23 protein-coding genes are annotated in these 23,614 nt (G+C 60.3%); 19 read left to right on the top strand and 4 right to left on the bottom strand.

Annotated elements, in window-relative coordinates:
• The first annotated feature begins 38 nt into the window (after nt 1-38).
• The 16 genes from Q8N04_15405 (at nt 39) to Q8N04_15330 (ending at nt 16,017) form a co-directional block, all read left to right on the top strand.
• Nucleotides 39-662 carry an isochorismatase family protein gene (locus tag Q8N04_15405; protein MDP3092060.1) on the top strand — a complete coding sequence of 208 codons (624 nt, stop codon included), beginning with the start codon at nt 39-41 and terminating at the stop codon, nt 660-662.
• Entirely contained in the window at nt 659-1,996 is a 1,338-nt protein-coding gene (locus tag Q8N04_15400; GenBank protein MDP3092059.1) for a nicotinate phosphoribosyltransferase, read from the top strand. The genes Q8N04_15405 and Q8N04_15400 overlap by 4 nt, the downstream gene beginning before the upstream one ends.
• A 219-nt stretch (nt 1,997-2,215) precedes the next feature.
• A complete protein-coding gene (locus Q8N04_15395) occupies nt 2,216-2,686 on the top strand; it encodes a hypothetical protein (protein ID MDP3092058.1) in 471 nt (156 codons plus the stop codon).
• 98 nt (nt 2,687-2,784) lie between these two features.
• Nucleotides 2,785-4,044 (top strand): TolC family protein, encoded by a 1,260-nt coding sequence (locus Q8N04_15390; protein ID MDP3092057.1) that lies wholly within the window; start codon nt 2,785-2,787, stop codon nt 4,042-4,044.
• Nucleotides 4,045-4,111: 67 nt separating this feature from the next.
• On the top strand, nt 4,112-5,263 hold the full coding sequence (locus Q8N04_15385) for an efflux RND transporter periplasmic adaptor subunit (protein MDP3092056.1): 1,152 nt from the start codon (nt 4,112-4,114) through the stop codon (nt 5,261-5,263).
• Between the two features lies 1 nt (nt 5,264).
• Nucleotides 5,265-8,387 (top strand): CusA/CzcA family heavy metal efflux RND transporter, encoded by a 3,123-nt coding sequence (locus tag Q8N04_15380; protein ID MDP3092055.1) that lies wholly within the window; start codon nt 5,265-5,267, stop codon nt 8,385-8,387.
• 115 nt (nt 8,388-8,502) lie between these two features.
• The gene (locus tag Q8N04_15375; GenBank protein MDP3092054.1) at nt 8,503-9,399 is read left to right on the top strand and encodes a cation diffusion facilitator family transporter; all 897 of its coding nucleotides are present in this window, start codon (nt 8,503-8,505) and stop codon (nt 9,397-9,399) included.
• Nucleotides 9,400-9,490: 91 nt separating this feature from the next.
• On the top strand, nt 9,491-10,372 hold the full coding sequence (locus Q8N04_15370; GenBank protein MDP3092053.1) for a cation diffusion facilitator family transporter: 882 nt from the start codon (nt 9,491-9,493) through the stop codon (nt 10,370-10,372).
• A gap of 122 nt (nt 10,373-10,494) precedes the next feature.
• Nucleotides 10,495-10,773, top strand: coding sequence for a YnfA family protein (locus Q8N04_15365; protein MDP3092052.1), 279 nt, complete (start codon nt 10,495-10,497; stop codon nt 10,771-10,773).
• 62 nt (nt 10,774-10,835) lie between these two features.
• Nucleotides 10,836-11,246 carry a hypothetical protein gene (locus tag Q8N04_15360; protein ID MDP3092051.1) on the top strand — a complete coding sequence of 137 codons (411 nt, stop codon included), beginning with the start codon at nt 10,836-10,838 and terminating at the stop codon, nt 11,244-11,246.
• A 29-nt stretch (nt 11,247-11,275) separates the two neighbouring features.
• Nucleotides 11,276-12,208, top strand: coding sequence for a hypothetical protein (locus Q8N04_15355; protein MDP3092050.1), 933 nt, complete (start codon nt 11,276-11,278; stop codon nt 12,206-12,208).
• A 30-nt stretch (nt 12,209-12,238) separates the two neighbouring features.
• Nucleotides 12,239-12,472 (top strand): SHOCT domain-containing protein, encoded by a 234-nt coding sequence (locus tag Q8N04_15350; GenBank protein MDP3092049.1) that lies wholly within the window; start codon nt 12,239-12,241, stop codon nt 12,470-12,472.
• A 147-nt stretch (nt 12,473-12,619) separates the two neighbouring features.
• The gene (locus tag Q8N04_15345; protein MDP3092048.1) at nt 12,620-14,554 is read left to right on the top strand and encodes a cation-translocating P-type ATPase; all 1,935 of its coding nucleotides are present in this window, start codon (nt 12,620-12,622) and stop codon (nt 14,552-14,554) included.
• A gap of 217 nt (nt 14,555-14,771) precedes the next feature.
• Nucleotides 14,772-15,020: a hypothetical protein gene (locus Q8N04_15340; GenBank protein ID MDP3092047.1), complete on the top strand. Its 249-nt coding sequence runs from the start codon at nt 14,772-14,774 to the stop codon at nt 15,018-15,020.
• A gap of 147 nt (nt 15,021-15,167) precedes the next feature.
• Nucleotides 15,168-15,578 carry a tetratricopeptide repeat protein gene (locus Q8N04_15335; GenBank protein ID MDP3092046.1) on the top strand — a complete coding sequence of 137 codons (411 nt, stop codon included), beginning with the start codon at nt 15,168-15,170 and terminating at the stop codon, nt 15,576-15,578.
• An 85-nt stretch (nt 15,579-15,663) separates the two neighbouring features.
• Complete coding sequence (locus Q8N04_15330; protein MDP3092045.1) at nt 15,664-16,017, top strand: hypothetical protein; 354 nt, start codon at nt 15,664-15,666, stop codon at nt 16,015-16,017.
• A 266-nt stretch (nt 16,018-16,283) separates the two neighbouring features.
• On the opposite strand, the gene Q8N04_15325 is transcribed toward Q8N04_15330, so the two are convergent.
• The 4 genes from Q8N04_15325 to Q8N04_15310 form a co-directional block, all read right to left on the bottom strand.
• On the bottom strand, nt 16,284-16,622 hold the full coding sequence (locus Q8N04_15325) for a hypothetical protein (GenBank protein ID MDP3092044.1): 339 nt from the start codon (nt 16,620-16,622) through the stop codon (nt 16,284-16,286).
• Between the two features lie 83 nt (nt 16,623-16,705).
• Nucleotides 16,706-17,140 carry a CBS domain-containing protein gene (locus Q8N04_15320; GenBank protein MDP3092043.1) on the bottom strand — a complete coding sequence of 145 codons (435 nt, stop codon included), beginning with the start codon at nt 17,138-17,140 and terminating at the stop codon, nt 16,706-16,708.
• A 10-nt stretch (nt 17,141-17,150) separates the two neighbouring features.
• Nucleotides 17,151-17,615 carry a CBS domain-containing protein gene (locus Q8N04_15315; GenBank protein MDP3092042.1) on the bottom strand — a complete coding sequence of 155 codons (465 nt, stop codon included), beginning with the start codon at nt 17,613-17,615 and terminating at the stop codon, nt 17,151-17,153.
• A gap of 57 nt (nt 17,616-17,672) precedes the next feature.
• Nucleotides 17,673-18,194 carry a hypothetical protein gene (locus Q8N04_15310; protein ID MDP3092041.1) on the bottom strand — a complete coding sequence of 174 codons (522 nt, stop codon included), beginning with the start codon at nt 18,192-18,194 and terminating at the stop codon, nt 17,673-17,675.
• Between the two features lie 334 nt (nt 18,195-18,528).
• On the opposite strand from Q8N04_15310, the gene Q8N04_15305 reads away from it, so the two are divergent.
• Genes Q8N04_15305 through Q8N04_15295 form a run of 3 tightly spaced genes read left to right on the top strand, consistent with a single transcriptional unit; the run spans nt 18,529 to nt 23,556 of the window.
• On the top strand, nt 18,529-19,434 hold the full coding sequence (locus tag Q8N04_15305) for a universal stress protein (protein ID MDP3092040.1): 906 nt from the start codon (nt 18,529-18,531) through the stop codon (nt 19,432-19,434).
• On the top strand, nt 19,427-22,234 hold the full coding sequence (locus Q8N04_15300) for a cation-transporting P-type ATPase (GenBank protein ID MDP3092039.1): 2,808 nt from the start codon (nt 19,427-19,429) through the stop codon (nt 22,232-22,234). The genes Q8N04_15305 and Q8N04_15300 overlap by 8 nt, the downstream gene beginning before the upstream one ends.
• Nucleotides 22,231-23,556: an efflux RND transporter periplasmic adaptor subunit gene (locus Q8N04_15295; GenBank protein MDP3092038.1), complete on the top strand. Its 1,326-nt coding sequence runs from the start codon at nt 22,231-22,233 to the stop codon at nt 23,554-23,556. The genes Q8N04_15300 and Q8N04_15295 overlap by 4 nt, the downstream gene beginning before the upstream one ends.
• Nucleotides 23,557-23,614: the final 58 nt, after the last annotated feature.

Below are 23,614 nucleotides of genomic sequence, written 5' to 3'. Positions count from 1 at the left end.
ACTCCACTGGCCTGACCGCCTGCTTAGCGGGAATACCCATGACGCTGCTCTCGACCCATCCGGCAACTCCATCGTCTAACCATGTCGTCCTCGCGCCGGGCGATGCGCTGTTGGTCGTGGACCTGCAGAATGATTTTCTTCCCGGCGGCGCACTCGGCATTGCCGGAGGCGACGGGCTCCTGCCGGTTCTGCGCCACTATTGCGACCGTTTCGTGACACGCCGCCTCCCAATCATTTTCTCGCGCGATTGGCATCCGCCGCGCCATTGTTCGTTCAGAGAACAAGGCGGCCCCTGGCCCGTGCACTGCGTGGCAGATACGCCCGGCTCGCTGGCACCCACGCAGTTCCCAATCCCATCGACCGTCGAGACGATTTACAAAGCCACCACACCGGACAAAGACGTCTACTCGGTCTTCGAAGACACGCCGCTGCATGAACTGCTCCAGCGCGATCATGTGCGGCGTATCTTCATCGGCGGCCTGGCCACCGACTATTGCGTGCTCTACAGCGTAAGAGACGCGCGCAGACTCGGCTACGAGACCTGCCTCCTGCTCGACGGCATCGCCGCCGTCAATCGTCAACCGGGAGACGGTCAGCGGGCGATCGACGAAATGATCCGCAGCGGCGCTGTCCCCATCCGGTTGGAACAGCTCGCTCAATGAATCCATCCAACCACGCACTCCTAACGGACCTGTACCAGTTGACGATGGCCCAAGCCTATCTGGAGCAGGGGATGGAGAAACCGGCCGTCTTCGAATTCTTCGTCCGCCGCCTGCCGCCCCATCGCAATTTCCTCATGGCTGCCGGACTCCCGCAGGTCGTGGATTATCTTTCCACCTTACGCTTCACCTCCGACGACATCGCCTGGCTCGCACAGACCGGCCGCCTCTCGCCGACGCTCCTGCGCTATCTCGAAACACTGCGCTTCTCCGGATCGGTTGAGGCGATGGCAGAAGGAACAATCTTTTTTCCCACCGAGCCGATTCTGCGCATCGTCGCACCCATGCCACAAGCGCAACTGGTCGAAACCCGCATCATGAACCTGCTCAACTTCCAGACGATGATCGCCTCAAAAGCCGCGCGCTCGGTCATGGTCGCAGAGGGCAAGCCGCTCATCGACTTTGGTCTTCGCCGCGCGCACGGCGCCGAGGCCGGTCTCTATGCCGCTCGCGCCAGCTACCTCGCCGGCTTTGCCGGAACCGCCACCGTCCTGGCAGGCAAAGCATTCGGCCTCCCCATTTTCGGCACCATGGCCCATTCGTTCGTCCAAGCCCACGAGGACGAATCCGAGTCCTTCACCCACTTCTCGCAGGCGCAGCCGGATAACGTCGTGCTGCTGATCGACACCTACGACACCGAAGCCGCTGCGCATAAAGTCGTGGCACTCGCGCCCTCGCTCCTCGCCAAAGGCATCCCCGTGAAAGGCATTCGACTAGATAGCGGCGATCTTGCCGAGCATGCCAGGAAGGTCAGAAAGATTCTGGACGAGGGCGGCTTGCCGCACGCAACGATCCTGGCCAGCGGCAATCTCGATGAGCACCGATTGAGAGAGTTGATCCAAAGCCACGCGCCGATCAACTGCTTTGCCGTCGGCACGGCAATGACGACGTCAGCCGATGCGCCTTCGCTGGACTGCGCCTATAAACTGCAGGAATACGCCGGTCGGCCCTGCCGCAAACGGTCCGAAGGCAAAGCCACTTGGCCGGGACGCAAACAGGTCTATCGGGAACGCGCCGCCGACGGGCAATGGGCCTACGATCTGCTGACGACGAGTACGGATCGACACGAAGGACAAGGCCTCCTCCAACCGGTCATGCGCGACGGCCAGCTCATCGCCCCGCTCCCATCCCTCGCCGCCAGCCGCACCCGCGCCGCTGCGCAACTAACAGAACTCCCTGCTTTGTTGCGGGAACTCGAAATAGCCGCTCCTTACGAAGTACGAATCTCTGACGCGCTGAGAGCCTTGACTGAATCAATAGATGACCGAACTCACTGATCGACGAACTGACCGGCATCGAACATCATCACCATTCGCTCTTCGGCCCCTCGCCGAAATGGCACAGGCCGTCGCGGAATGGGGCGAAGGCGAAGAGCGCTCGAACGGACGCATCATCACCGAACCGTGAATAGGCACACTTCATTTCCATCGATCGACAGATCGCATATACAGTGGACCGCGATTGTGATAGCGTAGTTTTGAAGACGAGAGGACACGATGCGTAACGTTCTTCATATCCTAACGCACCGGCTGGCGCCCATGATCATTCGGGTGTGGGTCGTGCTGTGGGTCCTCTCGGTCCCTCTGTTCCACGTACATCCCGAATCTGCCGAGCACTCAGGTCACGATGAAGCTATACATAGCGGAACCGTGCACACCGTATTTTCTGCCGACCTCGACGGTGAGTTCGACATCCACGAGGCGTCGACCCACTCCGCTGCCGACAAGTCCGTTCATCTTTCACATACCTGGTTCGAGCATTCGGAGTTGGGATTCTCGCTGCTCACCGACTCGCACCATCGCACAGATCTAAAGCCGCTTCTCGTGCAGACCATAGTGCCGCCTATCGGAGAAACCACCACCATAGAGTGCCGCGAACGAGCTGCAGAAGACCTGGCTGCCATTCCGGTGTCCACCCTCTTTGTGCATCAGTTCCCTTCCCGTGCGCCCCCCTCACTCCTTCTCTAAATCCGTCGGTACGAATCCACGCCATCACAGGCATCGTGGCATTGCAGGCTCACTCCTCACGAGTTGAGCCCGGTATCTGTTGAGCAGAGGAGGCTCAGATGATTACTCGTATACTCGTTTCTCTCGTGCTGTTATGCGGAGTGAGCGGTCTAAGCCAGACAGCCGAAACGGCGTGGGCAGCCGATCCCCTCACCGGCACCTACTCGCTCGACAGCATCGTGGCCTTGGCCATCGAGCGCAGTCCGACCCTGGCCGGCGCTGAGGGATTCGTCAGACAAAGTCACGGGCAACAAATCGCGGCAGGGGCCTACCCGAATCCGTCGGTCTCAGGTAGTGCCGGCCGCGGCGCCATTCGCGACCCCAGCACCGGTGTGCGCATCACCGAACGGACCGTGACGGTCGAACAACCGCTTGAATGGACAGGCAAGCGGCAGGCCCGCCAAGAGGCCGCGAATGCCGGCGTTGCTGGCGCCAGTGCGGCGCTGGAAGAAACCCGACTGACGCTCCTCGCCGATGTCAAAGTGGCATTTTATTCGCTGCTCTTCGCCCAACGTGATGCTGAGCTCGCCGCGCAGAACGTGACCACGGTCGAAGAGGTGTTGCGTACGGTGAAAGCACGGGTCGCGGCGGGCGAAGCGACTTCCTTCGATACGATGAAAGCCGGCGTCGAGGTACAGAAGGCCCAGAAAGACGTCGCCCGCGCACAGAATGCCTTCTTGGTAGCAAAGACCCGCCTCAATACCCTTACCGCCGGTGCATTGGGAAAACAGTTCTCCATCCAAGGGGACTTCCAGTCTCCGAAACAAGGACTGGATCTGGATCGTCTGACCGCTCAGGCATTTGAGCAACACCCCTCCCTGCGGCGTCTGACCAAGCTCGCGGAGCAGGCCGAGCATACCGTGCGGTTTGAGCGAGAATCCCGGGTGCCCAACATCAGTGTGCAAGGACAATATCACCGGGAAGCCGGCGATGAGTCGATGACCGCCGGGCTGAGCGTGCCGCTCCCCCTCTGGTATCGACGGCAGGGGGAGATTGAGACCGCCCTGGGCACGAAACACCGCGCGGAGGCTGAGCGGCTGCGGGCCCAGAATGAGTTGGAACAAGCGATCACTCAACATGTGCAAGAAGTCCGCACGGCACAGGATCAACTTCACGTCTTTGAGACCGGCTTGCTCAAACAAGCGGAACAGACCTTGACCGTGGCCCGCACTAGCTTCCGGCAGGGCGCGGCGAGTTTGTTGGATGTGCTGGATGCCCAGCGTGTCTACCGGCAGACCCTGCTGGAATATGCCCAGGCGCGCGCGGATCTCTCAATCGCCTTCGTCCGGTTGGAGCGATCCCTGGGTGCGCCGCTATGAGTACGTCACAGTTGCCGATGGATGAGACGGGAGTATCCCAATGACACCACGAACACCGATAACTGGAATGATCGCTACAATCATCCTGATTCTTGCAGGTTGTGGCGATCGAGGAACAGAGCCGCCCAAACACCCTTCGGCCGCAGGGTCGAAGACTAGCACGACGGCCCCCCACCGACTCCAACCGCCCTCCGTCGTCCGAGATCGCCTACGAACAGAATCCGTCACCCTGCACCAGATTCCCGATGTGGTCACGGCTCCCGGCGAGGTCGCACTGGATTTGAAGCAGGTGGCGAAGATCACCTCACGTATCGAAGGGCAGGTTGAAACGATCCACGTCCAATTGGGTGATCGAGTCAAGCCAGGTCAACCACTGGCGGCCATCGGCAGCTTGCAGCTCGATCAACTCATCGAAGAATACCTTGTCGGGAAGGCGCAGGCCGATGTCGCCGAGAACAGCTTCCGGCGCACGGAGAAGTTGCGAGCCGACGACATCGTGACCGAGCGGAAGCTCATCGAAGACAAGGGGCGATATTTGGAAACAAAGGCACGATACCAGCATATCCGCGAAAAACTCCTGAACATGGGCCTCTCGATGGCGGAACTGACCGCGCTTGAGCGAGGCCAGCATGAGGAGAGTCATCGCTATACATTGACATCGCCGATCGCTGGAACGGTCATCGCACAGAATGCCGTGCGCGGCCAGGGTGTGGCGCCGGGAAACGCATTATTCGAAGTCGTGAACACGAGCCGAGTCTGGGTCTTTGCCAATCTGCCGATCGAGCAGGCCCGAAAGTTCAAGGAGGGCGATGTGGGAACGATCCTGCCAAAGGGCGGCGAGCCGGTCACGGCTCCGCTCACCTATCTTGCGCCGGTCGCGGACGAGACGACCCGCACGATTCGAGTTCGCTTCGAGGTCGCGAACCAGCAGCAGAGCCTGAAGCCACGGGAGTATGTGGACGTTCAGTTGGCTACCGTGAGTCCACCAACCTTGGCGGTCCCCCTGTCGGCCCTGACGGTGGTGGACAACGTGCGCGGGATCTTCGTTCAGCGCGAGACCGGGTATGTATTCGTGCCGATCGAAGCCGGCCGCGAGGGCGGGGGTTGGGTTGAAGTGAAGAAAGGACTGACTGCGGGCGAGCAGGTGGTGATCGACGGCGTCTTTGATCTGAAGAACGTCCTACTCAAAGAACACATCGGGTCCGGAGAGGGAGAATAAAATGGAACGGCTGTTCACCCTCTCGCTGCGCTACCGTTTCTTCACTCTGGTGGCGATCATCCTCGTGATCGCTCTGGGCCTGTGGTCCTTCACCCACCTCACCATTGACGCCATGCCGGATCTGACGCCGGTCCAGGTCCAAATCCTCACCCGTTCACCAGCGCTCGGCCCAGTTGAAGTGGAGCAGTTCATCACATTTCCGATCGAGGCCTCGCTGAGCGGATTGCCTGCCCTGCGCGAGCTCCGCTCTGTGTCGCGCTATGGGCTCTCAGTGGTCACGGTGATCTTCGAAGATCAGACGGACATCTATCGCGCGAGACAGTTGGTCACCGAACGGCTGACCCGCGCGATGGAACGTATCCCGGTCGAGTATGGCCGTCCAATCGTGGGACCGCTGACGACCGGATTGGGCGAAGTCTATCAATTCACACTCAAAGGAAATGGCTATAGCCCCATGGCGCTGCGAACGCTTCTTGAGTGGGAGATCGGGATGCGGCTGCGGGCGGTGCCGGGCGTGGTGGAAGTGAATATTTGGGGAGGAGAACCGCAACAGTTCCAAGTCATCGTGGACCCGGCCAAGCTCCTGTCCTACAAGTTGTCACTTCGGCACGTGTTTGAGGCGCTCGAACGCAACAATGCCATCGCCGGCGGCGGCTACATTGAGCGTCAACGCGAACAATTGCTCATTCGCGGTGAAGCCTTAGCGACGCAGGTGGCCGACCTTGCAAGGATTGTCGTGGCGCACGGCTCCGGGGGAGTACCGATCTACATTGCAGACCTCGCGGAGGTGAAGGAGGCCTCGGCGCTTCGCATCGGCGCGGCGACTGCGATGGGAGAAGGCGAAACCGTCATCGGCATGGTGCAGATGTTGGCGGGCGAGAATGCGCAACAGGTCGTCGAGCGGGTCAAGACCAGAGTGAGAGAGATTGAAGCGACCCTCCCCCCAGGTGTGACCATCGAACCCTACTATGACCGAACGCTGTTGGTCTCGAAGGTCATCCATACCGTGCGCAATAATCTGCTGGAGGGAGGACTTCTCGTCATTGCCGTGCTGTTCCTCTTTCTCGGCGATCTTCGCGCCGGTGTGATCGTGGCCTCCGCCATTCCCTTGTCGATGCTGATCGCATTCAGCGGAATGATGCAGGCCGGACTCTCCGGCAATCTGATGAGCCTCGGCGCGATCGACTTCGGGTTGCTCGTGGATGGTTCGGTCGTGATGATCGATAACATTCTTCGACGATTGGCGAAGAAGGGCGTGATGAGCCAGGAGGAGCGATTGAACGAGATTTTGGCAGCCGGCCGCGAGGTCCTGCGTCCCATGACCCTCGCCGTCACCATCATCATTCTTGTGTACGTGCCTATCCTGGCGCTGACCGGGATCGAGGGGAAGATGTTCCGGCCGATGGCCCTCACCGTCATCCTGGCGCTGGCCGGCTCGCTCCTCCTCGCGGTGACGGTGACGCCTCTGCTCGCCTTCTGGTTTGTGCGGGCTCAATCGGGACACGAGGACACGCGCCTGTTCGGATTGCTGCGCCGTACCTATGAACCCTGTCTCAGATGGGCGACGGCGCGCCCGGCCTGGGTGGTGACGCCGGCGGTCAGTCTGTTCGTCGTGAGCCTCGGATTGAGCGCCTGGCTTGGCATCGAGTTTGTGCCGCGCCTCGACGAGGGGGACATGGCCATTCAAATCTGGCGATTGCCCAGCGTGTCGCTGAGTGAGTCGGTCAAGAATGCCCTGGATGTTGAACGAGTGCTTCGGAAGTTTCCGGAAGTCGTGCAGGTGGTGAGCAGGACCGGGAGCCCTGAGGTGGCGACCGACGTGATGGGAGTGGAGCTGTCCGATGTGTTTGTCATTCTCAAGCCGCAGCAGGAATGGACGACGGCCGGCACGCGCGAAGATCTGATCGCCAAGATGAAGCCCGCCATTCTCGATGCGGTTCCGGGTGTCGGCCTCGGCTTTACGCAACCGATCGAGATGCGTTTCAACGAGTTGATCGCGGGGACGCGCTCCGATCTGGCGGTCAAGATCTTCGGTCCTGACCTGGAGGTCCTCAAGCAACAGGCCGAGGCAGTGGCTCGTGCGTTGGAAACTGTCCGCGGCGCAGCAGACGTCAAAGTCGAGCAAGTGGCGGGCCTTCCACTTCTGCGAGTGATTGTGGACCGTGAACAGATCGCGCGCTATGGGCTGACGGCAGACGACGTGCTGACCCTCGTGCAAACGACCCGTGTGGGACGCGTCGTCGGCACCGTGGTTCAAGGCCCCAGGCGGTTCGATCTCGTCGTCCGGTTAGCCGACAGTGCCTCGGCAGATCCTGCTTCGTTGGGCAATCTGCTCATCCCCACCGGTCAGGGTGAACTTGTCCCCCTCTCCCGCGTGGCGGCCATCCGAGTAGACACGGGACCGGCTCAGATCAGCAGGGAGCATGTGCAGCGTCGCATCGTGGTGGAGAACAACATCCGGGGAAGGGACTTGGGAAGCTTCGTGGCAGAGGCTCAACGCGTCGTGGCACGTGAGGTATCGCTCCCGACAGGGTACGAACTGACATGGGGTGGACAGTTTCAGCATCTTCAAGAAGCCACCAGCCGATTAGCCGTGGTCGTGCCCATCACCCTCCTTCTAATCCTGGGTGTGCTGTCGGTCATTTTCGGGGCTATGCGCCCCGCGCTGCTGATTTTTCTCAATGTGCCCTTAGCGTTGTCCGGTGGTGTGCTCGCCCTCTGGCTGCGTGGCCTGCCACTCAGTATTTCAGCGGTCATTGGATTTATCGCTCTGTTTGGCATTGCGGTGCTCAATGGTGTGGTGCTGGTCAGCCACATCCGACAACTCGAAGCAGAAGGGCTCCCAACTGATGAGGCTGTCATGCAGGGAGCCATGGACCGGCTCAGGCCCGTGCTCATGACCGCACTCGTCGCCAGCCTCGGCTTTCTCCCCATGGCTGTGGCGACCAGCATGGGAGCCGAGGTCCAGCGGCCCCTCGCCACCGTCGTCATCGGGGGATTGATCACATCGACGATCTTAACGTTGCTGGTCATCCCGGCGCTCTATGGCAGAATCGGTGAGAAACGTTCTAATAAGCTCCAAGGGGTGGAGCAGACAATCAGCGGAGGGTCGACAGATGCGTAAACACGAGTCCCACCACCATAGACCATCTGATGCGTCCCACGCAGAGAAGACACACGGCCATACTCACGGAGCGATCGATCCCGCGCTCTTGACGACGCAACGAGGAATGTGGGCCGTGAAATGGTCATTCCTCGGATTGGCCGCCACGGCCCTGTTGCAGATTCTCATCGTGGGGATCACGGGAAGTGTCGCCCTGCTGGCCGACACCATTCATAACCTCGGGGACGCGCTGACGGCTATTCCGCTCTGGATCGCATTCAGGCTCGGGCAATGGCAACCCACCAGGCGATTCACTTACGGGTACGGGCGTGTAGAGGACGTAGCCGGCGTCGTGATTGTCGGCATCATGTTGCTCAGCGCTCTGATCACTGGCTATCTTTCCGTGGAGCGGCTGCTGCACCCCCAACCGATTTCCTATGTGGGGGCTGTGATCGCCGCCTCACTGATTGGGTTCGTCGGCAATGAGGCGGTGGCGATCTTTCGCATACGGGTAGGCAAAGAGATCGGCAGCACCGCGCTCATCGCCGACGGCTACCACGCCCGGGCCGATGGCTTGACGAGTTTATCGGTCTTATTCGGTGCGGTCGGCGTCTGGCTGGGATATGCGTTGGCAGATCCGATTGTAGGTCTTGTGATCACGGCAGTCATCGTGCGCATCGTCTGGCAATCCGGCAAGGCCGTCTTCACGCGGCTGCTGGATGGGATCGATCCCGAGGTCATTGATGAGATTACTCATGCCGTCCATCACACCTCAGGGGTCTGTGACGTCAGTGAAGTCCGAGTCAGATGGTTGGGCCATCGGCTCCATGCTGAGGTCAATGTTGCGGTGCGGGCGGATCTCTCGGTGGAGCAAGGCCATGACATTGCCAAGGAGGTGCGCCACAATCTCCTGCATGAGTTGCAATACCTCTCCAATGCCACCATTCATATTGACCCGGCCACGGCTTCTGGCGAAGTGCACCATGCCATTGCCAACCACACTCATGATGAATGGCCTCCCCATTCGCATTAAAGATTGGAGCCCACTGTACTCGTTGAATGCACAACGGGTGTCGATCGACAAATAGGATGGTGTGTTTCTGAGTGAAGCACTGGAGGGCTCTGTGGAAGACTCGAGACAAGATAGAACGCAGAAACGACGGAGCCTGCTGATCGTCCTGCTGATGACCGGAACATTCATGGTCATCGAGGTGGTCGGCGGTCTGCTCACGGGAAGTTTGGCCCTGTTGGCCGACGCAGGCCATATGTTGACGGATGTAGCAGCCCTTGGACTCAGCGCCTTTGCCATGTGGATGGCGGCCAGACCCTCGACGCCGGAGAAGAGCTACGGATATCACCGCGCCGAGATCCTCGCCGCGGTCATCAATGCGGTGGTGCTGTTGCTGTTGGCCATCTGGATTCTGTACGAGGCCTACCGGCGTGCCTTCGAGCCGCCCCACGTGCTGGGCGTGCCGATGCTACTCATCGGACTCGTCGGTCTCGCCGTGAATATCGCAGGCATGAAGCTGCTCGCTGACGAATCCGCGTCGAGTCTGAATGTTCGCAGTGCGTATTTAGAAGTGCTCAGCGACGCGATCAGTTCGGTCGGAGTCATCCTTGGGGGGGTCACGATCTGGCTCACCGGGTGGTTGCTCATCGATCCTTTTCTGAGCGCGGGCATCAGTATCTTTATCGTCTGGCGCACGTGGGGACTGCTCACTCAGGCCGTGCATGTGCTCATGGAAGGCGTGCCGACTCATCTGGACGCCAAAGAGGTCGGACAAGCCATGGCCGGCGTGCCCGACGTGAAAGGGATTCACGATCTGCATATTTGGACCATCACCTCCGGCCTCGACGCCCTGAGTGCCCACGTGATCGTCTCTGTTGGAGCGGATCGGGACGCCGTGTTGGGGCGCTTGCAACAGCTGTTGCAAGATCGCTTCGGAATTGACCATGTCACGCTGCAGATCGTGGAGGAACGATCGAACCCGGTTCAGATCGAATAGGAATCAGGTGAGGTTCCGATGCGTGTGCATCCTGCGCCTGCCTATGCCTGTATAGATGGAGAAGAGATCACCATGAGTCCGCCCGGTTCACTGGGATCATTTGTACTCGCCGGCTGTGCAAAATCGGCGGCGGCGATCTCGTATGGCGCTCATTCAGGGAAGGTCATCACTGGAGATATGCCGTTGCCGGGGCGGCCATCTTGATCCTGTGCGGCGTGATTCCGACTTTCCAACCGGCGCACTTCGGCCGGGTGCACGCCGCCTACGGTGGGATGTTCATCGTACTGTCGCTTCTCTGGGGCTGGAGCTTCGACGGAACCAAACCGGATCGCTTCGATGCCATGGGAGCGATCATCTGCCCGGCCGGCATGGGGATGATCATGTACGCGACTCGTCCGTGATGAGGGGGATGAGACCTGGCGCCGTGCTGACTATGACGACTACGCCATTATGGAGGCACAGCATGACGCGCTTGTACCGTGCCGACTGTCGAGAGGTTCTTGCGGTCCTCGTTGTCACACTCGTCCCGCTCGCGTATCTCGGCTGCGTCGAGACGACCCCGCAACCCTTCTATGTCACGCAGACGCTGATCGGCAAGTCCGAAGCGGAGGTTGTGGTCTGCGCGGGCCCGCCGCGGACAGTCGCATCCCATGACAATGTGAGAATCCTGACCTACTCAAAAGAAAGTGGATCGCTCGAAGGATCATTTCCTGGGACCAAAGGCAGCCGCCCCGAGGGAGCCAAGCACAGTTGCACGGCGATCCTGACGCTGCAAGACCATCGCGTCATCGAGGTGCAGTATCGGGCGATGCCGGAATCATCGGAGTCGCATGAGCATTGTGAGGACATCTTCCAGCATTGTATGCCGCAGTAAGAAGAGAACCTCGCGAAGGGAAGTGCACAGTGACCTATTCAAGTGTTATCGGGCTGAAAGTGGGTTGGCCGGGACGTTCCGAGCAACGGGAGGGGAAGCGGGGAGAGCTTCTCCTGCATAGCGCCCTACTCCTGTTCGTGGTCTTGCCTAGCGGCGGGTGCGCAGGCTGGTGGTCAGGAGAGCTGCCTCCGCCTGATCCACCGCTCAAGCTCCTTGTGGTGCAGGTCACGCTGGACGCGCCCATCACAAAAAGTACGCAGATGCAGACGTTCGAGGAGACGCCGTCTCCAGAGGTCGAACCGGCCATCCGGGCTCAGCTTATCGAGGAGGTAGAGCTCAGAGCGCAGCGGCTGTTGACGGAACAGTTGGCTGCGCAACCGGGATTCCGGGTCGTGCCATTCGGCGAGACCAGGCGTATGTTCGGCAATCTCGGCGTTCGGCGGGAACGGCTCAGTGAAGCGCAACTCCGTGCCCTTGCCGACGAGAGCGGGGCCGATATCATTGTCACAGGACGCCTCCCGGATTATGGTGCCGTGCACTGGCAGTACTGGGTGGGAGGTTGGGCGATGACGGCGACCGCTCATCTCATGACTGTCGGGTTCGCCTCAGGCTGGAACCCGGCCGTCGTGGGCGGCTTCATGGCTCTCGATCTTTCCACGGATCTGCCCTTTTGGTGGGGCGGGGCCTATGCCTTTGGGTGGGGACTTCGACCCGTGCGGGTCCAAGTCGAGGCCGTGCAGACAGGACCCTGTGGCGGACCGCTTTGGAGTACGCAGACGGTCATGGTCCTGATTCCTGGGAAAACTCTCGCCGTGTTCCCTCCCGAAGAGCGACGGCGGAAAGAGGTCCAACTTGGGGTCAACCTGGAACGCGCCATCAGAGACGTTGCGGATGCAGCGGGCCAGTCGCTTCGACTGAAGCCTTGTGGTCCCGAACAGGAACCCGGAGACACGCGGCGATGAGGAGTTAATGGAAAGCTGAAGGAGACAGCCATGCACGAACCAATGGTGGGGCTTTGGGGCTGGGTCGGTTATGTCTTGATGGTTATCTTCTGGGCGGTGGGGACGGTCGCTGTGGTGCTGTGGATGAAGTCGTGGTTGGAACAAAAGGGATTTGGGTCATCCTCTCGCGAGCCGGAATCGGCCCTGGAGATTCTGAAGAAGCGCTACGCCCGTGGGGAGATCAATAAGCAGGAATTCGAAGAGAAGCGCAAGGATCTTCTTTAAGGACTTCGGATAGCGCTGATTGGCACGCCGGGAAGCTCCCGCATCAGAGGGGGGTTGGCGACGCTCAAAAGGAAGAGACCCCTGAGCGTGACTGGTCTGGGCGACCAAGGGAGGAACAGCATGTGTAAGAGCAGAATGAGCCCAGTGATGCCGGAAGGACGTGATCACACGGACGGCTTTGACGGGCCATGGTGGCGCTACCCCGTGCTTCGCAACGCGCTCATGGCTGGCGCGCTGGCTGGTGCGGGATTCGTCCTCGCCCATCTGGGGCTGATCTCTTCGCAAGCCGAGGACGTGTGTTACCTCCTGGCGATCCCCTTAGGCGGGTATCACTGGAGTCGCGAGGCTGTGGAAGCACTGGTTCGCGACCGGGTCGTGGGGATTGACCTCTTGATGCTCGCAGCGACGGTGGGATCCGGCATCTTGGGCCTCTGGGATGAAGCGGCCTTTCTCGTCTTTCTCTACGGGTCCGCTGAAGGCTTGGAGGAGTACACCTATGCCCGGACGCGGTCGGCGATTCGGGCTTTGCTGGATCTCGCACCGAAGGAAGCCCATGTCCTGCGCAACGGAGAGGAGCTGACCATCCCGGCTGACCGCCTCCAAGTGGGCGATCACTTCCTGATTCGCCCTGGCGAGGCGCTCCCCACCGACGGGATCATCCGATCAGGCAGCTCGAGCCTCGATGAATCCCCGATTACGGGAGAATCTATTCCGGTGGACAAGAGCCCAGGGATGAAGGTGTTCGCCGGCTCGCTCAATCGACAAGGACTCTTAGTGGTGGAGGCGACGGCCTCGTTTCAGGACAATACCCTGGCCAAGATCATCCATCTGGTTGAGGACGCGCAGGAACGGAAGGGCGCGGCACAGCAATGGATTGAGCGCTTCGGTCGCTGCTATAGCCCGCTGGTCCTGCTCGCCTCCTTTGGGTGTCTTCTCGTGCCGTGGCTTTTGGGATGGCCACTGGCCGACTGGGCGAGGCGAGCCGTGGTGCTTCTCGTCGCGGCTGCGCCTTGCGCGCTCGTGATGTCCACGCCGGTCGCGACCGCGGCCGCGATCGGCACCGCGGGGAAGCGCGGGATCTTGATCAAGGGTGGGGTGCACCTGGAGCATCTCGGAGGGATTCGCGTGATCGCGTTCGACAAGACCGGCACCCTGACGTATGGGAAGCCAGTCGTGACCGACTTCATTTCCCTTACCGGCTCAGAAGCTGAGATCCTCGCGATTGCTGCTGGTGTGGAATATGGCTCCGAGCATCCGCTGGCGCGGGCGATCGTGGACCGGGCGCGGACTGAGGGAATCGTCCCTGTTGAAGTGCGAGCGTTTCAGGCGCTCACAGGCGCTGGCGCGACGGCGGTGGTGGGAGATCAGAGCTGGTACGTCGGGAGTCCCGATCTGTTCCAAGAGCTTGGCGTGGACCTGAAGCCGGTGCAGGACCGTCTGCGAGCGTTACAGGCAGACGGGAAGACTGTAGTGCTGGTAGGGAGACAACAAGAACTGCGTGGCCTGCTGGCGCTGCAGGACCGTATCCGCGAGGGGATGCGAAACGTCATTGCCGATCTCCACCGGATGCACGTCCGCATTGTCATGTTGACGGGAGATAATGCGCGAACGGCGCAGAGCGTGGCCCAGAAGTTGGGTATCGATTCCTACCGGGCGGAGCTCAAGCCGGAAGACAAAGTCCGAGCAGTGCAGGACCTGGAAGCCCGCTATGGCGCCGTGCTGATGGTCGGGGACGGGATCAACGACGCCCCAGCCCTGGCGGCCGCCACCTGCGGCGTGGCGATGGGTGCAGTCGGCACGGATGCGGCTATTGAAGCGGCAGATGTGGCATTGATGGCCGACGACCTTTCCAAGGTGATCGAAGCGCTTCGACTGGGACGCAAGGCCAGACAAATCAGTGCGCAGAACATCGCGTTCTCCCTCCTGCTCCTCGCTGTGCTGATCCCTCTGGCAGTCAGCGGCTTGCTCAGCGTCGCTCTTGTGGTCCTCGCTCACGAGACAAGCGAACTCTTGGCCGTCGCGAATGGACTGCGGGTCGGTTGGCACAGGGAACCACGTCTCGACACGGGGGCGCCTCTGTGAGAGTAGCCTGAGCCGGCTCGCGAAAGAGAAGGAAGTCATGATGCCGTAGAGAATTATCCGCCGACGCCAGCAGCGCTGGCAGAAGCGATGAGGCAACGGGTAGAGCTTCAAAGTCCTGCCCCTTGTACCAAATGATGGGCACACACGTTCCGGTTTTGTTGCCTGTTCGGGTATCAACTGCTGGGATGAAGCAAGTGACGAGAGGAGGAGGTCTGTCATGAAACCTGATGGCTTCAATTGGATATGGGGTGTGGCCGGGACATTGCTGGTGGCGACCATCGTATTGGCCGTGTGGCCACACCACTCCAAGCCGCTCGAGTACAAGGTGATTGACGTGGCGGCCGATGCCGAAAGAGTGCAAGCCGCGTTGAGTCAGCATGGAAGTACTGGGTGGGAGCTTGCCGCAGCGGTCACAGGGAATGGTCAGCCAGCGCGCCTCCTCCTGATCTTGAAGAAACCAGAGTGAGGGCGCGCCCCGAGCTGGCCGTCGGAGGTGTTGGAGGAAACAGCACGCTCTGCCACAGCGCCGGCACGCGGCGCCAACACAGGCGATGAGGCCATTGGAAGTGTACGAACCACTGGAGACGGGATCGTTCAGAAAAGGAGGAAAGTCATGCACAGTACAGTAGGTGTGATGCTCGCGTTCGTGATCGGGCTTGCCCTGGCAAGCGGATGCCAATCGGTCCCCGCGCGCAAGCCATTGTCCGCGCCGACGGGCACGATCACAACGGCGGTGCAGCACCATGAAGCGGGCATCCTGGCATACGAGCAGAATCAGTGGCCGCAAGCGAGACAACATTTCGAGGCCGCGATCACGGCAGCCCCGGGCCTGGCGGAGGCCCATTACAATCTCGGGATGGCGCTGTACAAACTGAAAGACTTCAAAGAAGGAGATCGCCATTTTATCGAGGCCGCGAACTTGGCGCCGGGCCACACTGTCATCTGGAATTCCCCACCCTTACGGAATGTGCACGTTCCCGGAAAGACGGGCTTGGTGGATGACGGACACGGGCATGTCCATTAAGCCGGAGCACCAATTCGCCCGGGTCATCTTGAGTAGCGTACTGTTGACAAACCGCCAGCTCCGACTCGGATTGTAGGAGGATTTCTTGACCCGATCTCTGTTTGGCGGAATCTGTCTGATCTCTGTTGCGTTATCCGGCTGCGCCGGTTTGGGCGGATCACCAGGTGCGGCCCAGAAACTCCCGCTGAAAGTCGTCGTGGAACCCATCATTCTCGAAGCTCCGATCACCAAGAGCACCCAGATCCATTCGTTTGACGAAGCGCCGTCACCAGAAATCGAGTCGGTGATCCTGGCTCAGCTCGTTGACGAGATCCAGACGAAAGCCCAGCGACTGCTCACGGAGCACCTGGCGCGACAGGGGGGAGTGCTCGTCGTGCCCTTCGACGAAACACGCCGCATCCTGGCGGACATCGCGCCGTCCGACAGTCCCACTCGATAGTCGCATCGCTGGGATAGGCGATCTGACAGGGGCTGGGATGTTTCTTGGAAGGCTCCGAATAGGCGGCGGGAGAAAGCACTGCGATGAGCAGCATCACGAGCAAAGCGAGAATCGCCCGACAAGCGGGAACGGCGAGACGAACTCGACATGCGTTTTCCGCCGATTGACGAATGACCATTGACGAATGAGGATCTTGTCTCGCCCCTAGCCACTCGCCCCTAGCCCGACCGGCGGCAAATAGCAGACACACTCACGACGCATGCGGACTACGGCACCGTCTTCCAAGCCGCCCCATCCCACACATAGGTTTGCCGCGAAGGATCGCTGTCGATTCGCTGCAGGAGAACAAACCGGCACCCGCTCTGTTTATAGAACTGTTCCGCCTTGTGCCCCATCAGCATCGCGAGATGCGGGTCAGGGCTCTCTCCGGCAACAGTCACCGGCACGAAGATCTGCCCTTCCGATCCGCGAAACACCTCCGTAACATCGACACGGGGTTTGGATTCATACGGCTCCTCCTGAATCGCCACCATGAAACGCTGAAGCGCCGCCAGCTCATGCTGATCCAACTCGGCCCGGAGACGGTGATTGTGATCGATCATCATAGAGTACTCCTTAACCTGCACGGTCGAGCTGCGCTCAAACTGACTGCCCGGCAACGCCGCTGGCGGGCCTTTTCAACAGCCGACTAAGACCAATACTGGGAGGCCTGCGTATACCCGAACAGCAGATCCCGTCGCGCCAGAATACCGACCAGTTTGCCGTTCCGCACGACGGGCACTCGCGTGAGATACCGGTCTTGGAACAGATCGGCCACTTGCACGAGAGTCTGGTCTTCCGTCACCGTCACTGGATAGGCCGACATGATCTCGGTCGCCAGAACCTTGCGCAGATCCCGCCCTTCGATCATCACCTGCAAGAGATCGTATTCACTCACCACGCCCACCAGCGTCCCATCCTCCTCCACCACGGGCAGACTCCCGAAATTCCGATGGGTCATCATGTGGGTCAAGGTCAGCGCGTCCGTCCGCGACGTACAGCGTGTGACCGAGTCCTGCATCAACTGACCGACGGTCAAGGTTTTTGGATCGCAGGCTTTCAGGAAAAATTCTGTTTGTCGCATCGCCTTTCCCTCACTTTCTTCTGGCTGAACCGCCGCCCAAATAGGTTCGCAAGATATCGCGCCGGGCAATGATACCGATCAGTCGATCCTTGGCATCCACGACCGGCACACGGACAAGATCGCTGGCCCGTAAGACATGCACCAGCGTTCCCAGCGTCGTTTCGGGCCGGACCGAATAGGGATTCCCCGTCATGACATCAGCCGCCGTCAGCTCCCCCAGTGCGTGCCCATCGTCCATCGCGGCAAGCAGGTCATGCTCACTCACAATCCCGATCAGCTTTCTCGCGCCATCCACCACCGGGACCGCGCCAAATCCCTCGATCATGAGAGACGCAATCACATCACCCTTCGTCTTCACGCGGGCGGACTGCACCCGTTTTTCCATCACCGGCTTCACCAGTATCGAAGCAAAGTCCGGCACTTTCGAAATTTTTGCCGGCTTCTTTGCCGGCTTCTTGTTCATCGTCTTCGGCATGACATCACGCTCCTTCTTTGGTCATATTGCAGAGACAGTACCAACCTACGGGGTCATTTATTCGGCCGGCCACGCTCCGGCAAGGCCGCGATCCTCTGACCATCGGAGATGCATCGTTTTCTGTTTCCCCGCTACAACTGTAATCCCCTTTAGTTCCTGCTTCCGGTCCCGATGGATCGCCGTGACGTTATAGCTACCCGGCGCCAAATCAACGAAGAGCCAAGGCCCCTCCACCTGTTCTTGAGGGATCGTCACGGCGGCTCCGCCTTTGACCGGTTGGATCGTCACGGAGACCCCAGAGAGGAACGGTTTCCCTCCTGCAGTAAAGACGAGCTTCAACGAAAACGGCGGGTACTGGGCCGCCCGCTCTTCAAGGCCGATACCGGCACTGAAATACCGCACGTCGCCGGCCCGGTGAAGAGGCAGCAAGTCGACCGTCGTACGGCCTTCAATCTGATGACTCAACTCGACAAACTCACTTGAAGCCCCGATCCGTGCCACCGCGCCGCCATCGGCCAGCCCCACTTCCCCGCTGAAGACTGCTGAAAACCCGACCATCCATACAAGACTTCGTTTCATACGTCCTCCTTTTGGCTCACTCCTTCACTCACGCAATGACAATGCCATAACGTGCCATCGCTCGGAATCAGGATTTCCACACAGGCACGCGCATTCCCAATTCAACTCGTCCTCCCCCTGGGAAGACTGAGGCCAATCACCACAGTCACCATTTCGACTCTGCTGCAAAAAGCCGCAGTACTCCGTTCGATGGAGGCATCGATTGCCTTCAAACCCTGGAAACCATGCAGATTCACCACAGCCATTGCCAGACTCCACAGGCATATCCAATGCAGATTAGATACCTGACATGTTCGCGGTCGCTGAAGCTTTTTAGAAGAAGAAGGAGTCTCTCATGCGCATTGTCTGTGCGGTCGATGGGTCAGAGTATGCTCAGTGGGGAGTCCAGGCACTCCAAGCGCTCGCCAGCCGGGAACCTGAGCATGTGGTGCTTTTGCACGTCGTCGATCCTTCGCTGCTCCAGGCGGCCAAAGGGAGAAATCCGGTGGCCGTCAGACGCGCCCTCGCTGCCTTAGAGAAGGCCGGCACATTACTCTTACGTGAAGCGGAACGGTCAGCACGGGTCGCCCTCAGCCAAGCGGGCACCGGCCCTCGCACAAAATTCCAGACCATCCTCGCGCACGGTCCCTTTGCCAAGACGATCGCCCGGCAGGCTAAACGGTTGAAGGCGGATCTCATCCTGATGGGGTCTCGAGGATTAAGCGACATCAAAGCCTTTCTGCTGGGCAGCACCTCCCGGCAAGTGGCGGCCGTCGCCCCCTGTTCGCTCTTGGTGGTTAAACAGCCCCTCACTAGGTTCAGCCATGTGACGCTCGCAGTGGATGACTCGAAACCCTCACGGGCCGCAGCCCGTTTTCTCCGAACCCGCATTCTTCCGGACTCCGCGACGGTGTCGATTCTGACTTCCGCCGAAAGCCCGGTGACAGACCTTGCCTCCCGCTATCTGTCGGAATCGCAATTGACAGCCCTGACCCAACCGGTCATGGATCGCGCCTCCAGCCTCGTCGATGCCTTGCGGGAGGACTTTATCAAGGACGGATACCCGGCGGTGCCCCACGTGCGGATGAATCATGTGATCGACACCATCGTCAAACACGTGGAGGCCGAACACGATGATCTCCTGGTATTCGGCTCTCGTGAACTGACCAAGACCGAGCGACTGCATCTCGGCAGCGTATCCGAAACGCTTCTGCGCCACGCGCCTTGTTCGGTCCTCCTCGTGCGAGGCACACGTGCCTGAGTTCCGGTACCACGATATTGGAACCCTCGCGTTCGACGAGGTGCTGAAGCGGCTTGAGACCGCCACCGGCGGCCTCACGCCGGAAGAGGCCCAGCAACGGCTTGTCCAATTCGGCGCCAACCGGCTCACGGGACCTGATCGCTACACCCTCCTGCGAGGACTCACCCGCCACTTCACCCACTTCCTCGCTCTATTGCTCTGGATCGCGGCCGGCCTCGCATTCGCCGCCGACTTCTTGAAACCCGGCGAGGGCATGGCCACCCTGGGCTGGGCCATCCTCGGTGTCATCGTCATCAATGCTGTGTTCGCCTTCTTTCAAGAGTACAAAGCCGAGCGCGCCGTGCAGGCACTCCATCGCCTGCTGCCAGAGAAGGCCTGGGTCATGCGAGGAGGACAACCGCTTGAACGTCCTCGCAGTGACATCGTACCGGGCGACATCCTCATCCTGGAGGAAGGGGAACGAATCCCGGCAGATGCGCGCTTGATCGAAGCCACCGGCGTGCGAGTGGACAACGCCGCTCTGACTGGTGAATCGAACCCGAAGCGACGGATTGCCGAATCTACTAAGGATGGCCATTGGCTCGACCTCCCGAACATCGTCTTCGCCGGCACCACCATCCTCTCCGGCCATGGGCGCGCGGTCGTATTTGCGGTCGGAATGCACACAGAGTTCGGCAAAATCGCCAATCTCACGACCTCGGTCGCCATCGGCCTCAGCCCGCTGCAAAAAGAAATTATTACTGTCACCCGCATCGTCGCCGCCATTTCTCTGGCCATGGGAGCGGCCTTCTTTGTGATCGGAATGGGCACCGGACTCGGCTTCTGGATCAGCGCGATTTTCGGCATCGGCATCATCGTGGCGAACGTGCCCGAAGGTCTCCTGCCGACAGTCACCCTCGCCCTGGCCATGAGCAGCCAACGGATGGCGAAGCGCAACGCCCTGATCAAGCACCTGTCCTCCGTCGAAACGCTCGGCTGCACAACGGTCATCTGCACCGACAAGACCGGCACGCTCACGGAAAATCGGATGAAAGTGGATCGGTTCTGCACCGACGGGCTCGTGATCGAATCGCGCGAGGGATGCCTCTTCACCAGAGGCCGCTTGATCACGACGGCGGACGCCGAACAGTGGCAACCCTTATTCGACGCCCTCGTCAATTGCCACAACGCCAAGCGCGTCCGGCACTCGGACGGACGGTTCGTCGTCACGGGCGATCCGACGGAAGTCGCGCTCCTGGAATTTGCCATCGAGCATGGGCTGGCCCACCGTCCCCCGTTGCGCCGCATGGGAGAACTGGCCTTCGATGCCGATCGCAAACGGATGAGCACCCTGCACTGGTCAGAAGGCCGTCTCGTAGCTTTTACCAAGGGCGCCCCGGAAGCCGTGCTCACACTCTGTACAACAGCATTGGTTCATGGCGAAGCCATCTCCATGACACCGGACGAGCGGGCGCGGATCCTGAATCAAAACCGGACGTTCGCCGAACAGGCATACCGCGTGCTCGCCGTGGCGATGCGCGAAGTCGCCCATCAGCCCGAACAAATCGAAGTGGAGACCATCGAGGAGAATCTGACGTTTCTCGGACTCATCGCCATGATGGACCCGCCGCACCGGGAAGTCCCCGAGGCGATCCTCAAATGCCGCAAAGCCGGCGTGCGTGTGGTCATGATCACGGGCGATCATCCCCTCACCGCCCTGGCGATTGCCCGCAAGATCGGCCTGGCGCCGGAACAGGCACCGCAACAACTGACCGGCTTTATCCCGGTGATCGAGGGGACACAGCTCGACGGCATGAGCGATGACGTGCTTCGCCAACTACTGACCCCGTCGCGATCGGGAGAGCCGGATCCGGTGTTTGCCCGTATGGCGCCGCGCCATAAGATGCGCATCGTCTCAACGCTCAAAGATATGGGTCACGTGGTGGCCGTCACCGGCGATGGCGTCAACGATGCGCCGGCCCTTAAGAAAGCCGACATCGGAGTGGCCATGGGCATCGCCGGAACCGATGTCGCCAAGGAAACCGCGGATATCATTTTACTCGACGACAACTTCGCCACGATCGTCGGTGCGATCGAAGAAGGCCGGGCGGTCTATGAAAACATTCGCAAATTCACCAGCTATATCCTGGCCAGCAACGTCCCTGAAATTGTGCCGTTCCTGGGCTATGGCTTCTTCGGCATCCCGCTGGCGCTCACGATTCCGCAAGTATTGGCAGTCGATCTCGGCACCGACATGATTCCGGCGCTGGGCCTCGGCACAGAACGCCCGGTGGCCGACGTCATGGATATTCCGCCGCGCCCGAGATCCGAACGGCTCCTGAATCTCCCGCTCCTGCTGCGCGCGTACCTGTTTCTCGGTCTGATCGAAGCCATCGTGGCGATGAGTGGATTCTTTCTCTACCTCACGAGCCAGGGATGGACCTGGGGCACTCATCTGGATTGGTCTTCACCCCTCTATAAGGAGGCCACGACCGTGACCTTCGCCGGAATCGTCTTAGCCCAGGTGGCGAATGTGTTTGCCTGCCGGTCCGATCGACTCAGCGCCACCAGGAGTGGCTGGTTCAGCAACCCCCTCATCCTCTGGGGCATTGCTGTCGAGCTGACGCTGCTGGCCGCCATTGCCTATACGCCGATAGGCCACGAGATTTTTGGAACGAGCCCTGTGCCTGCCTGGATCTTCGGTCCGCTCGCGCTGGGCGCCCTCATGCTGTTATTGGCAGAGGAAGCTCGTAAGATCATTGCGAACAGGCTGCGTCATCGTGCGCCGACTGACCTGGTACAGAAAGCGAGTGCATTATGACCGACGACCCGAATGAGCCAACCCGGCATGTCCCCGTCAGCGAGGTGATCCCACGCCCGGCGGTCTCGCCTCCATCCGATCCAGCACGAGAACATGAACGTCCGCTCCCCATCACCGTGATTCCCCTCCCGCAGAGACGAGCCAGATCGGGGCGCCCCTGGTTGCTCGGTGGTATGGCCTCACTGCTCCTGATCGGCGCCGGCATCTGGTATTGGTTCAACGGCGGTCCCCCCCCGATCCAGTATAAGACAGCCCTCGCCGACCGGGGCCCTATCACATCCCTCGTCACCGCCACCGGAACCGTCAATCCAGTCATGTCCGTCCTGGTCGGCAGTCAGGTGTCCGGCAAGATTGCGAAGCTCTTCGTAGATTTCAACGCCGTGGTCAAACAAGGCCAACCTCTTGCCCAGATCGATCCACTCCCATTCCAATCACGCGTCAACCAGGCGCGTGCCGGCGTGAAAAGCGCCGCCGGCAACCTGGCCAAGGCCACGAACATGGGAGCCCAGCGAAAGCGAGAGCGCGACCGGATGGCCACTCTTCGAAAGCAGGCCTTCGTCTCGCAGGCGGACCTCGATCTGGCCGAAACAAACTATCGCGACGCCGAAGCCAATGTGCAGGTGATGCAGGCGCAGGTGGACCAGGCGCAGGCGACGCTCGCCTCCGCCGAGTTGGATCTCGGCTATACCACCATCTACTCGCCGGTCAACGGCATCGTGATCTCCCGCACCGTGGACATCGGTCAGACCGTCGTGGCCAGCTTTCAAACACCCACCCTCTTTGTCATCGCGCAGGACCTGATGAGGATGCAGGTGAACGCCAATGTCAGCGAGTCCGATATCGGCGGCGTGGCTGAAGGAAAGACGGCCAGCTTTCGCGTGGATGCCTATCCGAAACACTTCTTCGATGGAACCGTCACACAGGTGCGGAATGCGCCGATCAGCGTGCAGAACGTCGTAACATACGATGTCGTCATCACGGTCGACAACAAAGACCTGAAGCTCAAGCCGGGCATGACGGCCAACGTAACCATCGTCACCGCCAAGAAAGAATCTCCGCTGCGCGTGCCGAACGGCGCGCTACGGTTCCGGATGCCTAACATTCCAGTGGACAAGAAAGCGTCGCGGGTCTGGGTGTTGGATCTGGAGAGCACAACCCATCAGGCCGACGTCAGCACCGGTATTGCAGACTCCCTGTTTACGGAAATTACCGAAGGACCAGTGAAAGAAGGCGACCGGGTGATCCTCGGCATAGACACTCCCGAGGAACAGGCACAAAAGAAACTGCCACCGGGGTTCGACTCGACTCCGAGAATGAGATAGATAGCCAAAGGCCGTGTATCTGTCTGTCTCGTCTGTTCGGTCCGTCAGGTCTGTCTGG

Origin of the sequence: Nitrospira sp. (assembly GCA_030692565.1) — a bacterium.
In the GTDB taxonomy this organism is placed as follows: Bacteria; Nitrospirota; Nitrospiria; order Nitrospirales; family Nitrospiraceae; genus Nitrospira_D.
This window is presented reverse-complemented; position numbering and strand designations above follow the sequence as displayed.

Bases quoted from the DNA above. Each gene is read 5' to 3' on its own strand.
- Q8N04_15405 (MDP3092060.1), top strand. From the start codon at position 39: ATGACGCTGCTCTCGACCCATCCGGCAACTCCATCGTCTAACCATGTC.
- Q8N04_15400 (MDP3092059.1), top strand. From the start codon at position 659: ATGAATCCATCCAACCACGCACTCCTAACGGACCTGTACCAGTTGACG.
- Q8N04_15395 (MDP3092058.1), top strand. From the start codon at position 2,216: ATGCGTAACGTTCTTCATATCCTAACGCACCGGCTGGCGCCCATGATC.
- Q8N04_15390 (MDP3092057.1), top strand. From the start codon at position 2,785: ATGATTACTCGTATACTCGTTTCTCTCGTGCTGTTATGCGGAGTGAGC.
- Q8N04_15385 (MDP3092056.1), top strand. From the start codon at position 4,112: ATGATCGCTACAATCATCCTGATTCTTGCAGGTTGTGGCGATCGAGGA.
- Q8N04_15380 (MDP3092055.1), top strand. From the start codon at position 5,265: ATGGAACGGCTGTTCACCCTCTCGCTGCGCTACCGTTTCTTCACTCTG.
- Q8N04_15360 (MDP3092051.1), top strand. From the start codon at position 10,836: ATGACGCGCTTGTACCGTGCCGACTGTCGAGAGGTTCTTGCGGTCCTC.
- Q8N04_15350 (MDP3092049.1), top strand. From the start codon at position 12,239: ATGCACGAACCAATGGTGGGGCTTTGGGGCTGGGTCGGTTATGTCTTG.
- Q8N04_15345 (MDP3092048.1), top strand. From the start codon at position 12,620: ATGCCGGAAGGACGTGATCACACGGACGGCTTTGACGGGCCATGGTGG.
- Q8N04_15340 (MDP3092047.1), top strand. From the start codon at position 14,772: ATGAAACCTGATGGCTTCAATTGGATATGGGGTGTGGCCGGGACATTG.
- Q8N04_15335 (MDP3092046.1), top strand. From the start codon at position 15,168: ATGCACAGTACAGTAGGTGTGATGCTCGCGTTCGTGATCGGGCTTGCC.
- Q8N04_15325 (MDP3092044.1), bottom strand. From the start codon at position 16,622: ATGATGATCGATCACAATCACCGTCTCCGGGCCGAGTTGGATCAGCAT.
- Q8N04_15320 (MDP3092043.1), bottom strand. From the start codon at position 17,140: ATGCGACAAACAGAATTTTTCCTGAAAGCCTGCGATCCAAAAACCTTG.
- Q8N04_15315 (MDP3092042.1), bottom strand. From the start codon at position 17,615: ATGCCGAAGACGATGAACAAGAAGCCGGCAAAGAAGCCGGCAAAAATT.
- Q8N04_15310 (MDP3092041.1), bottom strand. From the start codon at position 18,194: ATGAAACGAAGTCTTGTATGGATGGTCGGGTTTTCAGCAGTCTTCAGC.
- Q8N04_15305 (MDP3092040.1), top strand. From the start codon at position 18,529: ATGCGCATTGTCTGTGCGGTCGATGGGTCAGAGTATGCTCAGTGGGGA.
- Q8N04_15295 (MDP3092038.1), top strand. From the start codon at position 22,231: ATGACCGACGACCCGAATGAGCCAACCCGGCATGTCCCCGTCAGCGAG.